This window comes from Pseudonocardia halophobica (genome assembly GCF_027922425.1).
GTDB lineage: Bacteria > Actinomycetota > Actinomycetes > Mycobacteriales > Pseudonocardiaceae > Pseudonocardia > Pseudonocardia halophobica.
The window spans coordinates 29,777-42,834 of record NZ_BSFQ01000037.1 but is presented as its reverse complement, the minus strand read 5'-3'; the positions used below and the strand labels follow the sequence as shown (position 1 = coordinate 42,834).

Sequence of the window (13,058 nt, the reverse complement as noted above, 5' to 3'; positions counted from 1 at the left end):
CTGAACCGAGTGCCTCTGAGCCGAGTGCCTCTGAGCCGAGTGCCCCAGGGTCGGGCGAGGCTGGGCCGCACGACCGTGGGCCAAATGACTCCGGTCCACGCGACTCTCGGCTGGTCGATCCTGCCCGGACCGATGCCGGTGCCGTCCGACCTGCCGCGGCGTGTGACGGCACCGCCGGACCTGACCCTGATCGGGAACGGCGGATCGGGCTCGTCGACCTCGACGCCCTCGGACCCGGCGCGCCCGTGGCACACGAGGCCGCGGACCTGGGCGAGCTCGATGCGCCGGCGGAGCAGGCCACGGTCCTCTCCCTCGAGGATCTCCGGATCCGGCGCGCCCGACGCGCGGGCGGTACCGGTCCCGCCGAGGGAGGACGCGGATCCGCGCGGTCGACTGATCGCGAGCCGCGCCGGCGCAGGGACGGGGCGCGTGGGGCCTGGCGGTCGCGGGGCGGCACGACCGCCGACAGCGGGCGCCCCGACGCCAGCCACCCCGACCGCGGCCCCTCCGGCAGCGGCCCGTCCGGAAGCGGTTCCTCCGAGAGCGGCCTGTTCGACGAGGGCCTGCTCGACGAGGGTGCCGGCGAGCGCCGCCCGCGTCGCTCGCGCCGCGCCCAGGGCGATCCCGGCGCGGGAAGCCGGGGACGCCGCCGCGGCTCCTCGCGCGGAGCCGAGGGCGAGCCGGCCGAGGACACGCGGTCCCCGGAGGAGCAGGAGGCCGCAGCCAAGGAGATCTGCCTGCGCCTGCTCACCGACCGCGCCCGCTCCAAGCACGAGCTCGCCACGAAACTGCGCCAGAAGGGCGTCGCCGACGAGATCACGGAGAAGGTCCTCGAGCGGTTCAACGAGGTCGGCCTCATCGACGACCAGGCCTTCGCCGACGCGTGGGTCCGCTCGCGGCACCGTGCGCGGGGCCTCGGGCGGCGGGCGATCGCGCAGGAGCTGCGCCGCAAGGGCGTCGCCAAGGAGGTCGCCGACGAGGCGCTGACCGAGGTCGACGACGCCGCCGAGGAGCAGCGCGCCCGCGAGCTCGTCGACAAGCGGCTGCGGACCCTCACCGTGACCGGCCCCGAGGACCGCCAGAAGGCCGGCCGGCGGCTGCTCGGCATGCTCGCGCGCAAGGGCTACCCGCCGCCGATCGCCTACCGGGTCGTCCGCACCGCCCTCGCCGAGCACGGGGCCGAGGAGGACGAGCTCGGCCCCGCCGACCTCGACTGAGCGCCGGCCCAGCAGTCGACGCCCAGCCCAGCAGCACCCAGCCCAGCAGCGCTCGGCCCGGGGTCGCCCGGCTCGGCAGCAGCCGGCCCGGCAGCACCCGGCCCGGCAGCACCCGACCCGACAGCACCCGGCCCGACAGCACCCGGCCCGGCAGCACCCGGCCCGGCAGCACCCGGCCCGGCAGCACCCGGCCCGGCAGCACCCCACCGGCGTCCTCAGCCCAGCAGCCGCGTGAGGTCGGCGAGCACCAGGTTCGCGCCGGTGGGGCCCAGCCCGAGGAACCACACGCTGTCATCGACCTCCTGGGCCCGGCCGCCCTGCACCGCGGGGATGCGGGACCACAGGTCGCCGTTGACCACGGCGTCCTTGCCGGTGGTCTGCGGGTCGCCGTAGCTGGAGTAGAAGATCCGGTCGCCCGCGGCCTGGTCGATCCGCTCCTCCGAGATCTCGGTGGCCAGCTCGTCGATGTCCTGCACCGGCGGCCGGGGGAGGCCGACGTCGTGCAGGATCACGCCGATGAAGGACAGGTTCCCGTAGAGCCGGAGCCGGCCGGGCATGAAGCGGACCAGCGAGATCGTCGGGGGATCGCTGGCCAGCGCGGCGCGCACCTCGTCGGCCCGGCCCTGGTAGGCGTTGAGCAGGTCGACCGCCTTCTGCTCCTCGCCGAGGGCGGCCGCGGCCAGGCGCAGGTTCTCCTTCCACGGGAAGCCGGGCCGGATGCTCAGCACTGTGGGGGCGATGGCCGTGAGCCGGTCGTAGAGCTGGTCCACCCGCAGCTGGCTGCCCAGGATCAGGTCCGGCTTCAGCGCCGCGACCGCCTCGAGATTGAGCGGGTCGAGCGTGCCGAGCCGGGTGGCGCCGCCGACCTTCGGCTCCAGGTAGGGCGGGACCTTCCCGTCCGGGCTGGCCAGGCCGACGGGGGTCACGCCGAGGGCGAGGACGTCGTCGAGCTCGCCGGTGTCCAGCACGACCACACGGGTCGGCCGGGCCTCGAGCCGGGTTGTCCCGCGGGCGTGCGTGACCGTGCGGGGGAACACGCCGGGGCCGACGTCGGCGCCCAGGGCGGCGGTGGCGGCGTCGGCGGTGGAGAACCGGGCGCCGCCGGTGGCGACCTCGATGTTGCCGGAACCGGTCGGCGAGGGCGCGGGCTGCGCGCACGCCGCGACGAGCCCGAGCAGGAGCACCGGCAACAGCGCGCGGCGCAGGGCGAAGCGGGACATGGGACCTCTCCTGGTGCGGGGGAGGTGGTGGGTGGTGGTGTCAGCCGGGAGGCCGGGATGTCCGGAGTATCGGGGGGCGGGGTGGTGGGGTCAGCCGGCGCCCAGCCTCGCGGCGAGGAACCGCTGGACGGCCGGCTGGACCTCGAGACCGCGGTGCCCGATGCCGGGCAGCAGCACGAGGTCGACGCCGATCCCGTGCCGTTCGAAGTTGGCCCGCAGGCTCCGCAGTCGGTCGATCCGGGTGGCGCCGCCGGCGTCGATCCCCGGCTCGGCGATCTCGGTGGTGTCGAGGTCGCGGTCGCCGACGACCATCTGCACGGGCACCGTCCGCAGCGTCGGCAGGTCGAGGCGGCGGCCGAAGCGCTCCTCGACGTCCGCGGTGCCGAGCCACCACGGCGTGCCGGGGTCGATGCGGGTGATCCGCCCCGGCGCGCCGACGGAGACCGAGGCCAGCCGCTCCGGGTGCAGCAGGGCGAAGCGGTGCGCGAACTGCCCGCCCCCGGAGAAGCCGTGCAGGTGGAAGCGGTCGGTGCGGACGGGGTACCGGAGTGCGATCTCGTCGAGCATCGCGAGCAGGACCAGGTCGTAGCGGGTGCCGCGGAACTCCAGGCGCTTGTAGCCGGAGAGGTCGCCGGGCTCGTCCGCCCCCGCGGGGAACAGCGGCGCCACGACCAGGCAGCCGTGCTCCTCGGCGAACCCACGGTAGGCGTCGCGGTACCGCTCGGCCATTCGCTGGGTCCCGTGCACGACCACGACCAGGGGCAACGGGCCACGCGCGGCCGGGGCGTAGAGGCAGTAGGAGAAGCGCCGGTCGGCCTGCGCCGCGAAGAACGGGCTGGGCCCGCGCGCGTCGGTTCCGGCCGTCGTCATGTCGTGAACACTACAGTGAGGCTTCCCAAAGATGTAGTGAGCACTACAGAAGGCGGTGCGATGCCGGACTCGCTCGAGGCCCGGGTGCGGGCGGTGCGGCTCACCGAAGCGAGCAGCGCGTCGTCGACTACCTGCTCACGCACCCGCGGCAGGCGATCCTGGCGTCCGCCGGGCAGATCGCGGAGGGCGCCGGCACGAGCGACGCCACCGTGGTCCGGACCGCTCGGACGCTCGGCTTCGCGGGCCTGCCGGCGCTGCGGCAGAGCCTCACCGACCGGGTCGTGGGCGCGACGGGACCGGCGGCGCAGGTCCGGAGGGTGGCCGCGGACTCCTCCGCGGGACTGCTCGAGCGGGTCTTCGCGGAGGCCGCGGAGCGGCTGGCGCGCACGGCCGCGGCCGTCGACGGGGCGGCATTCGACGCGGCGGTGGCGTTGATCGCGGGGGCGGGCGAGGTGGTCGGCTACGGGATCGGCCCGTCGGAGCTGGTCGCGCGGGCGCTCGCGCTGCGGCTGACCCGCATCGGACGGCGGGCCCGGGCCACGGGCGCGGTCGGCTTCCGGCTGGCCGACGACCTGGTGGGCCTCGGTCCGGACGCCGTGGTGGTGCTCTATCTCCCGGCCCGTCGCACGGTCGACGCGGAGGTGGTGCTCGACCACGTCCGTGCCGTCGGGGCCCGGTCGGTACTGGTCACCGACGCGCTGGGCGGGGCGTTCGGGGACCGCGCCGACGTCGTGCTCGACGCCGTGCACGGCCTCGGCGATGTGACGGGGGAGGGGTTGACCGCGGCGGTCCTCACGGACGCGTTGTGCCTGGCGGTCGCCGCTCGGGACGAGCGCTCCGTGGTCGCGGCCGACGAGATCCTGACCCGGCTGCGCGCCGACCTGAGCCGCGACACCACGCACCGGCGGTGAGCGCGGCCGGTTCTACTCCTCGGGCCGGTGCAGCACCTGGACGTCGGCCGAGAGCCCGCCCGTGACGGCGACCGAGCCGATGTAGGTGAGCAGGGTGTCGATGAAGGCCTGGGCGGCGTGGGTGGGCGCGATGTCGGTGCGGCGGGCCAGCGCGACCGTGCGGTAGAGCGGCGGGGTCAGCACGGTGCGCCGCAGCCGCGGGCGCCCGGCGAACACCAGGTCCGGCACCACGGCGACGCCGGTCCCGGCCTCGACCAGCCGGAGCACGGCGTCCATCTCGCCGCCCTCGACGGCGAACTTGGGCGTGACGCCCGCGGCGCGGTAGGCGTCGAGGGTGACCTCGCGCAGGTCGTAGCCCTGCCGCACCATGACCAGCGAGCGCCGGGACAGCTCGGCGACCGTCATCGACCCGCGGGACGACGGCGGCCGGCCGGACCGCGGCGAGGCGACCGACAGCCGTTCGCGCAGGAGGGGCAGCGTGTGCAGCGCCGGGTCGACGCCGGAGGGCGGCACGATGACCAGCGCGACGTCGAGGGCGCCGCGGGCGAGGTCGCGCACCAGCGACTGCGACCCGTTCTCGGCCAGCTCCAGGTGGATCTCCGGGTGCCGCTCGTGGAAGAGCCGCAGCACGTCGGCGAGCAGGCCGATGCACATGGACGGCGTGGCGCCGACCCGCACCCGGCCCGTCCGCAGCCCGACGAGCTCGGCGACGGAGGTACGGGCGAGGTCCATGTCGGCGAGCATCCGGCGGGCGAGTGGCAGCACCGCCTCACCCGCCGGGGTGAGCGTGACGATCTTCCCGCGGTTCACCAGCGGGGCCCCGAGATCGTCCTCCAGGGCCCTGAGCTGCCGCGACAGTGTGGGCTGGGCAACACCGACGACGTCGGCCGCCCGAGTGAAGCTGCGCACGTCGGCGACCGCCACGAAGTACGCAAGCTGCTGAAGTGTCACGTGTATAGCCTACGTGCATAGATCATGCCGACTCCATGCATTGGACGGCCCGACGCCTGAGTAGTGCACTGACGACGTGGCGACACAGGTGTCTAACAGGGGCTCGGCGAAGGCCCCCGCAAGTTCCGCGGCGGCGCCCGCCCGGCCCAAGCGGCCGCGCATCCCCGCCGTCCTGCTCAAGTTCGTGATCGCGGTCAGCTCCGTGTTCCTGGTGCTGTACCTCGTGGTGCACATGATCGGCAACCTCCAGATCTTCTGGGGCCAGACGTCGATCAACGAGTACGCGATCTGGCTCCGTACCCTGCTCCAGCCGGTCCTCGGCTGGGAGGGCTTCGTCTGGGTCGTCCGCATCGTGCTGGCGTTCGCGGTGATCGGCCACATCTGGGCGGCGACCCTGCTCGCGCTGCGGGCGAAGCGCGCCCGGCCGGTGAAGTACGCGGCCGGCAACAAGGTGAAGGGCAACTACACGACCCGCACCATGCGCTGGGGCGGCGTGATCGTGCTGCTCTTCATCGTCTACCACATCCTCGACCTGACGGTCGGCACGCTGAACCCCCACGGCGAGCACCTGGCCGTCTACGAGAACGTGACCGCGGACTTCGCCCCGAGCCGCTGGTACGTGACCATCTGGTACGTGATCGCGCTGCTGGCGATCTTCTTCCACCTGCGCCACGGGTTGTGGAGCGCCGTCCAGACCTTCGGCTGGAACAGCAACAAGCGCGAGCCGATCCTGAAGGCGATCGCCACGGGCTTCTCGGGCCTGCTGGTCCTGGGCTTCCTGATCGTCCCGATCTCCGTCACCTTCGGATGGATCTGATATGAGCTACTCCGACTTCTCGGTCGGCGCCCCCGTCGTCGACAAGGCCGCCCCCGACGGTCCGATCGAGACCCGCTGGGAGCGCCGCAAGTTCGGTGTCAAGCTGGTCAACCCGGCCAACAAGCGCAAGGTCAAGATCATCGTCGTGGGCACCGGCCTGGCCGGCGGCGCCGCGGCGGCGACCCTGGGCGAGGCCGGCTACCAGGTCACCTCGTTCTGCTACCAGGACAGCCCGCGGCGGGCGCACTCGATCGCCGCGCAGGGCGGCATCAACGCGGCGAAGAACTACCGCAACGACGGCGACAGCGTCTACCGGCTCTTCTACGACACCGTGAAGGGCGGCGACTTCCGGGCCCGGGAGTCGAACGTCCACCGGCTCGCCGAGATCAGCCGCCAGATCATCGACCAGTGCGTGGCGCAGGGCGTGCCGTTCGCCCGCGAGTACGGCGGCCTGCTCGACACCCGCTCGTTCGGCGGCGTCCAGGTCTCCCGCACCTTCTACGCGCGCGGCCAGACGGGCCAGCAGCTCCTGCTGGGCGCCTACCAGGCGCTCGAGCGTCAGGTGAACGCCGGCACCGTGACCATGTACCCGCGGCACGAGATGCTCGAGCTGGTCGTGGTCGAGGGCCGGGCGCGCGGCGTCGTGGTCCGGGACATGGTCACCGGCGAGATCGAGACGCACCTCGCCGACGCGGTGGTGCTCGCGACGGGCGGCTACGGCAACGTCTTCTACCTGTCGACGAACGCCAAGGGCTGCAACGTCACCGCCGCGTGGCGGGCGCACCGCAAGGGTGCGCTGTTCGCCAACCCGTGCTTCACGCAGATCCACCCGACCTGCATCCCGGTCTCCGGCGACCACCAGTCGAAGCTGACCCTGATGTCGGAGTCGCTGCGCAACGACGGCCGGGTGTGGGTGCCGAAGCAGATCGGCGACACCCGCAGCCCGAAGGAGATCCCGCACGAGGAGCGCGACTACTTCCTCGAGCGCAAGTACCCGAGCTTCGGCAACCTGGTCCCGCGCGACATCGCGTCCCGCGCGGCCAAGGAGGTCTGCGACGAGAAGCGCGGGGTCGGCCCGTCGGGCCTGGGTGTCTACCTGGACTTCGACGACGCCATCCAGCGCCTGGGTCGCAAGGCCGTCGAGGCCAAGTACGGCAACCTCTTCGAGATGTACGAGCGGATCACGGGGGAGAACCCCTACGAGGTCCCGATGCGCATCTTCCCGGCCGTGCACTACACGATGGGCGGGCTGTGGGTCGACTACGACCTGCAGAGCACGATCCCGGGCCTGTACGTGGCGGGCGAGGCGAACTTCTCCGACCACGGCGCCAACCGGCTCGGCGCGTCCGCGCTGATGCAGGGCCTGTCCGACGGCTACTTCGTCCTCCCGGTCACGATCGGCGACTACCTGGCGTCGAACAAGCTGCCGGAGGTCGCCCCCGACGCCCCCGAGGTCGTCGAGGCCGAGAAGGCGGTCCAGGACCGGATCGAGACGCTGCTGTCGATCAACGGCACCCGCACCGTCGACTCGTTCCACCGCGAGCTGGGCCACATCATGTGGGACTACTGCGGCATGGAGCGCACCGAGGACGGCCTGCGCAAGGCCCTCGAGCTGATCCCCGAGCTGCGCCGCGAGTTCTGGAACAACGTGAAGATCCCCGGTACCGGGGCGGAGCTCAACCAGAGCCTGGAGAAGGCCGGCCGCGTGGCCGACTTCCTCGAGCTCGGCGAGCTCATGTGCCTGGACGCCCTGCACCGCAGGGAGTCCTGCGGCGGGCACTTCCGCGGCGAGAGCCAGACCGAGGACGGCGAGGCCCAGCGCGACGACGAGAACTTCTCGTACGCCGCCGCCTGGGAGTACACGGGGCGCGGCTCGGCCCCGGTGCTGCACAAGGAAGAGCTCCTGTTCGAGTACGTCCACCCGACCCAGCGGAGCTACAAGTGAAGGTCAACCTGCGCGTCTGGCGGCAGAAGGACGCCGTCGACAAGGGCCGCATGGTCTCCTACGTCGTCGAGGACGCGAGCGAGGACATGTCGTTCCTCGAGCTGCTCGACGTGCTGAACGAGAAGCTGATCCTCTCGGGCGAGGAGCCCGTCGCGTTCGACCACGACTGCCGCGAGGGCATCTGCGGTACGTGCAGCATGGTCGTCGACGGCCACCCGCACGGCCCGGAGAAGGCGACCACCGTCTGCCAGCTGCACATGCGGAAGTTCGCCGACGGCTCCACGATCACCGTCGAGCCCTTCCGGGCCGGCGCGTTCCCGGTGATCAAGGACCTGGTCGTCGACCGCGGCGCGTTCGACAAGATCATCCAGGCAGGCGGCTACATCTCCGCCAACACCGGGTCGGCCCCGGAGGCGCACTCCACCCCGGTGCCGAAGGCCAACGCGGACCGCTCGTTCGCCGCGGCGAACTGCATCGGCTGCGGCGCCTGTGTGGCGGCGTGCCCGAACGGCTCGGCCTCGCTGTTCCTCGGCGCCAAGCTGACCCACCTCGGCGAGATGCCGCAGGGCCAGCCGGAGCGCTGGGAGCGCGTGGTCAACATGGTCGAGACGCACGACGACGCCGGCTTCGGCGGCTGCACCAACACCGGTGCGTGCGCCACGGCCTGCCCCAAGGAGATCCCGCTCGACGTGATCTCCCAGCTGAACCACGACTACCTCAAGGCGACGGTCGGCGGGCGGCGCAAGAAGGCCTGACCCCGGGTCGACAACTCCACACGCACGAGCCCGATTCCCCAGGTGTGGGTCGGGCTCGTCGTGCTGCGTGACGGACCGGGCACGCGGTGTGACGTCCGTCTCCCGTACCCATTTGTTCCCCACCTGACACCCGTCGGCTGTGACCCGCGTCGTAGGCTCCTGTGATCCGCACTACAGGCAATGACGCCGGAGAAGACGGGGACAACGACGACGTGTCATCCACCACTGACATCGCCGATCAGCGGGCCGCGGGCCGGGCCCGGATCGCGGCACGGACGCTCCGCACCGACCGCTGGTGGCTCCCACCGTTGCTCAACCTGGTCGGGCTGGGCGCGTGGGTCATCTACGCGACCGTCCGGGCCTTCATGCAGGAGTGGTACTTCGTCGCGGAGTACAACTACCTGACGCCGTTCTACTCGCCCTGCGTGTCCTACGGCTGCGTGGAGCAGGCGGCGCACTTCGGACGGTTCGTGCCGGACGTGCCGTGGCTGCCGTACGCGTTGATCTCGCTGCCGTTCCTGCTGTTGTTCCGGCTGACCTGCTACTACTACCGCAAGGCCTACTACCGGGCCTTCTGGGGCAGCCCGCCCGCCTGTGCGGTGGCGGAGCCGCACGGCAAGTACACCGGCGAGACCCGCTTCCCGCTGATCCTGCAGAACCTGCACCGGTACTTCTTCTACATCGCGGCGCTGATCTCGATCATCAACACCTACGACGCGATCCTGGCGTTCATCAAGGCGGACGGGAGCTTCGGCCTCGGGCTGGGCAACATCATCCTGGTCGCCAACGTGGTGCTGCTCTGGGCCTACACGGTGTCCTGCCACTCCTGCCGCAGCATCGTCGGTGGCCGGCTGAACCACTTCTCCCGGCACCCGGTGCGCTACAAGGCCTGGACCTTCGTCACGAAGCTCAACGGCAAACACATGCAGCTGGCGTGGACCACGCTGGCCAGCCTCGCGATCACGGACGCCTACATCATGTGCGTCTCCGCGGGCTGGATTCCCGACCTGCGGATCGTGGGGTGAACCGGATGACCGACCAGACCGACCGGACCGTCGAGCAGCACACCTACGACGTCGTCGTCATCGGGGCCGGGGGCGCGGGCCTGCGTGCGGCGATCGAGGCGAGACTGCAGGGCAAGCGGGTCGCGATCATCTCGAAGTCGCTGTTCGGCAAGGCGCACACCGTGATGGCCGAGGGCGGCTGCGCGGCGGCGATGGGCAACGCGAACCCCAACGACAACTGGCAGGTCCACTACCGCGACACCATGCGCGGCGGGAAGTTCCTCAACAACTGGCGGATGGCCGAGCTGCACGCCAAGGAGGCGCCCGAGCGCGTCTGGGAGCTGGAGACCTACGGTGCGCTGTTCGACCGCACCAAGGACGGCAAGATCAGCCAGCGGAACTTCGGCGGGCACACCTACCCGCGGCTGGCGCACGTCGGCGACCGCACCGGCCTCGAGCTGATCCGCACGCTGCAGCAGAAGATCGTTTCCCTGCAGCAGGACGACCACAAGGTCACCGGGGACTACCAGTCCCACCTGCGCGTCTTCCACGAATGCACGATCACCGAGCTGTTCACCACGGACGGCCGGGTCGCGGGCTGCTTCGGCTACTTCCGCAACGACGGCAGGTTCGTCCGGTTCGACGCCCCGGCCATCGTCATGGCGACGGGCGGGGTCGGCAAGAGCTACCAGGTCACGTCGAACTCCTGGGAGTACACCGGCGACGGCCACGCCCTGGCCCTGCGCGCCGGCGCGACGCTGATCAACATGGAGTTCCTGCAGTTCCACCCGACGGGCATGGTCTGGCCGCCGTCGGTGAAGGGCATCCTCGTCACCGAGTCGGTCCGCGGCGACGGTGGCGTGCTCCGGAACTCCGAGGGCAAGCGGTTCATGTTCGAGTACGTCCCGGACGTGTTCAAGGAGCAGTACGCCACCACCGAGGAGGAGGCGGACCGCTGGTACACCGACCCCGACAACAACCGCCGCCCGCCGGAGCTGCTCCCGCGTGACGAGGTCGCGCGGGCGATCAACTCCGAGGTGAAGGCCGGCCGGGGCAGCCCGCACGGCGGCGTGTTCCTCGACATCGCCTCGCGGCTCAAGCCCGAGGAGATCCTCAAGCGGCTGCCCTCGATGCACCACCAGTTCAAGGAGCTGGCGGACGTCGACATCACCAAGGAGCCCATGGAGGTCGGGCCGACCTGCCACTACGTCATGGGCGGGATCGAGGTCGACCCGGACACCGGGATGAGTTCGGTGCCGGGCCTGTTCGCAGCGGGCGAGTGCTCGGGCGGCATGCACGGGTCGAACCGGCTGGGCGGCAACTCGCTGTCCGACCTGCTCGTGTTCGGCCGCCGGTGCGGGCTGGGCGCGTCGGAGTACGCCGACGGCCTCGGCGCGCTGCCCGAGGTCAGGTCCGGCGACGTCGAGGCGGCCATCGAGCGGGCCCTGCTGCCCTTCTCGAGCGCGACGGACGGCGGCGAGAACCCGTTCGTCGTGCAGCTGGAGCTGCAGAAGACGATGCACGAGCTCGTCGGGATCATCCGCAAGGCCGACGAGATGGAGATGGCGCTCAAGAAGCTCGAGGACATCGCGGCCCGCACCCGGACCGTCAGCGTGGAGGGGCACCGGGAGTTCAACCCGGGCTGGCACCTCGCCCTCGACCTGCGCAACATGCTGCTGGTCTCGCTGTGCGTGGGGAAGGCGGCGCTCGAGCGGCAGGAGAGCCGCGGCGGCCACACGCGGGACGACTTCCCGGTCATGGACTCCGACTGGCGGCACGTCCTGCTGGTCTGCCGGGGCCTCGGCGAGGACGACGTGGAGCTGACCCGCAAGGAGCAGATACCGATGCGGCCCGAGCTGTTCGACCTGTTCGAGCTCGACGAACTCAAGAAGTACTACACCGGCGAGGAGCTCGGCGGGCACCGGGCCGGCCAGGGGGAGCGCGCATGAGCCACTGGCACCACTTCAGGGTCTGGCGGGGCGACGCCGACGGCGGCGAGCTCGTCGACTACCCGGTGGAGGTCAACGAGGGCGAGGTCGTCCTCGACATCATCCACCGGCTCCAGCAGACCGAGGCCGGCGATCTCGCTGTGCGGTGGAACTGCAAGGCGGGCAAGTGCGGCTCGTGCTCGGCGGAGATCAACGGCCGGCCGCGGCTGATGTGCATGACGCGCATGTCGACCTTCGCCGACGACGAGGTCATCACGGTGACCCCGCTGCGGACCTTCCCGGTGATCCGGGACCTGGTCACGGACGTCGAGTACAACTACGTCAAGGCCCGCGAGGTGCCCGCGTTCGCCCCGCCGGCCGGCGTGGCGCCCGGCGAGTACCGGATGCAGCAGGTCGATGTGGAGCGGAGCCAGGAGTTCCGCAAGTGCATCGAGTGCTACCTGTGCCAGAACACCTGCCACGCGGTCCGCGACCACGAGGAGAACAAGGCCGCCTTCTCCGGCCCGCGCTACCTCATGCGGATCGCCGAGCTGGACATGCACCCGCTCGACGCCGCCGACCGCCGCGACCTCGCGCAGGAGGACCACGGCCTCGGCTACTGCAACATCACCAAGTGCTGCACCGAGGTCTGCCCCGAACACATCAAGATCACCGACAACGCGATCATCCCGCTGAAGGAGCGGGTGGTGGACCGCAAGTACGACCCGATCGTGTGGCTGGGCAACAAGCTGTTCCGCCGCTGACCCCGTGAGTGGCAGGTGCCCCTAGAGGGGCACTTGCCACTCACGACCCGGGACGAGCTGGGGAAACACGTCCTCCGCCGACGGTCGGCCGGTGTCTCTCGTGGCGGCCGCGCGGCCTCCGGTGCACTCGGACGGCGATCACCGGCGACAAGATCGGCGACTCGGTGCGGTGGCGGCGTGCTGCGCTGCCGTGGGCGCACGTGACTGGGGATCACGACGAGCCGCCGGCCGATGGACGGCGTGCCACACCCGCGACTCACGACTGCTGTGCCGGAACGGGTGTGGAGGCGCCGCGATCGTGCGGCGGGGACGTCGGACCGTCCGTGCACTCGACCGATGATCACCGGCGGCAGGATCGGCGGTCCGGTGCAGTGCGGGCGGACCGAGCTGCCGTGGGCGCACGCGATCGCTGAGCACGACGAGCGCACAGACTCGCGCCGGCGGGTGTGCAGTGAGGGACGGTCTGAAGCCATTGCGAGCGCCCGGCCGGGTCCCTCGACCGCTCGTGCACTCGACTGGTGTGCACCAGCGGCATGATCGGCGGTCCGGTGCTGTGCGGGCGGACCGAGATGCTGTAAGTGTACGTAGTCGCTGATCACGACGAGCGCACGGACTCGCGCCGGCGGGTGTGCAGTGAGGGACGGTCTGAAGCCGTTGGGAGCGCCCGGCCGGGTCG

Annotated in this window: 10 protein-coding genes and 1 pseudogene; 8 read left to right on the top strand and 3 right to left on the bottom strand. The window is 71.5% G+C overall.

Features of this window, described 5'->3' with window-relative positions; all coding sequences use genetic code 11:
- Window positions 1-245: 245 nt before the first annotated feature.
- A complete protein-coding gene (gene recX, locus PKE99_RS38880; RefSeq protein WP_306470765.1) occupies window positions 246-1,217 on the top strand; it encodes a recombination regulator RecX in 972 nt (323 codons plus the stop codon).
- A 215-nt stretch (window positions 1,218-1,432) separates the two neighbouring features.
- Here recX and PKE99_RS29880 read toward each other — a convergent pair whose 3' ends face one another.
- Window positions 1,433-2,437 carry an ABC transporter substrate-binding protein gene (locus tag PKE99_RS29880; protein ID WP_037052482.1) on the bottom strand — a complete coding sequence of 335 codons (1,005 nt, stop codon included), beginning with the start codon at window positions 2,435-2,437 and terminating at the stop codon, window positions 1,433-1,435.
- A gap of 90 nt (window positions 2,438-2,527) precedes the next feature.
- On the bottom strand, window positions 2,528-3,307 hold the full coding sequence (locus PKE99_RS29875; RefSeq protein ID WP_037052480.1) for an alpha/beta hydrolase family protein: 780 nt from the start codon (window positions 3,305-3,307) through the stop codon (window positions 2,528-2,530).
- Between the two features lie 113 nt (window positions 3,308-3,420).
- Between PKE99_RS29875 and PKE99_RS29870 the strand changes: the two are divergent.
- Window positions 3,421-4,218, top strand: a pseudogene (locus tag PKE99_RS29870) (MurR/RpiR family transcriptional regulator); the annotation flags it as partial.
- A 12-nt stretch (window positions 4,219-4,230) separates the two neighbouring features.
- On the opposite strand, the gene PKE99_RS29865 reads toward PKE99_RS29870, so the two are convergent.
- Window positions 4,231-5,169 carry a LysR family transcriptional regulator gene (locus PKE99_RS29865; RefSeq protein ID WP_037052478.1) on the bottom strand — a complete coding sequence of 313 codons (939 nt, stop codon included), beginning with the start codon at window positions 5,167-5,169 and terminating at the stop codon, window positions 4,231-4,233.
- Window positions 5,170-5,245: 76 nt separating this feature from the next.
- On the opposite strand from PKE99_RS29865, the gene PKE99_RS29860 reads away from it, so the two are divergent.
- From PKE99_RS29860 to PKE99_RS29835, 6 genes are all read left to right on the top strand, one after another.
- Entirely contained in the window at window positions 5,246-5,986 is a 741-nt protein-coding gene (locus PKE99_RS29860; protein WP_231498406.1) for a succinate dehydrogenase cytochrome b subunit, read from the top strand.
- Window position 5,987: 1 nt separating this feature from the next.
- Window positions 5,988-7,931, top strand: a complete 1,944-nt coding sequence (locus PKE99_RS29855; RefSeq protein ID WP_037052473.1) for a fumarate reductase/succinate dehydrogenase flavoprotein subunit — start codon at window positions 5,988-5,990, stop codon at window positions 7,929-7,931.
- Complete coding sequence (locus tag PKE99_RS29850) at window positions 7,928-8,686, top strand: succinate dehydrogenase/fumarate reductase iron-sulfur subunit (protein ID WP_037052470.1); 759 nt, start codon at window positions 7,928-7,930, stop codon at window positions 8,684-8,686. The genes PKE99_RS29855 and PKE99_RS29850 overlap by 4 nt, the downstream gene beginning before the upstream one ends.
- Before the next feature lie 212 nt (window positions 8,687-8,898).
- On the top strand, window positions 8,899-9,711 hold the full coding sequence (sdhC, locus tag PKE99_RS29845; protein ID WP_051738165.1) for a succinate dehydrogenase subunit SdhC: 813 nt from the start codon (window positions 8,899-8,901) through the stop codon (window positions 9,709-9,711).
- A gap of 5 nt (window positions 9,712-9,716) precedes the next feature.
- Window positions 9,717-11,639, top strand: a complete 1,923-nt coding sequence (locus PKE99_RS29840; protein ID WP_037052573.1) for a fumarate reductase/succinate dehydrogenase flavoprotein subunit — start codon at window positions 9,717-9,719, stop codon at window positions 11,637-11,639.
- The gene (locus PKE99_RS29835; RefSeq protein WP_037052468.1) at window positions 11,636-12,382 is read left to right on the top strand and encodes a succinate dehydrogenase/fumarate reductase iron-sulfur subunit; all 747 of its coding nucleotides are present in this window, start codon (window positions 11,636-11,638) and stop codon (window positions 12,380-12,382) included. Before PKE99_RS29840 ends, PKE99_RS29835 begins: the two co-directional genes overlap by 4 nt.
- Window positions 12,383-13,058: the final 676 nt, after the last annotated feature.

Excerpts from the sequence above, each read along its gene's own strand:
- PKE99_RS29880 (WP_037052482.1), bottom strand. The coding sequence starts at position 2,437 with ATGTCCCGCTTCGCCCTGCGCCGCGCGCTGTTGCCGGTGCTCCTGCTC.
- PKE99_RS29875 (WP_037052480.1), bottom strand. The coding sequence starts at position 3,307 with ATGACGACGGCCGGAACCGACGCGCGCGGGCCCAGCCCGTTCTTCGCG.
- PKE99_RS29855 (WP_037052473.1), top strand. The coding sequence starts at position 5,988 with ATGAGCTACTCCGACTTCTCGGTCGGCGCCCCCGTCGTCGACAAGGCC.
- PKE99_RS29840 (WP_037052573.1), top strand. The coding sequence starts at position 9,717 with ATGACCGACCAGACCGACCGGACCGTCGAGCAGCACACCTACGACGTC.
- PKE99_RS29835 (WP_037052468.1), top strand. The coding sequence starts at position 11,636 with ATGAGCCACTGGCACCACTTCAGGGTCTGGCGGGGCGACGCCGACGGC.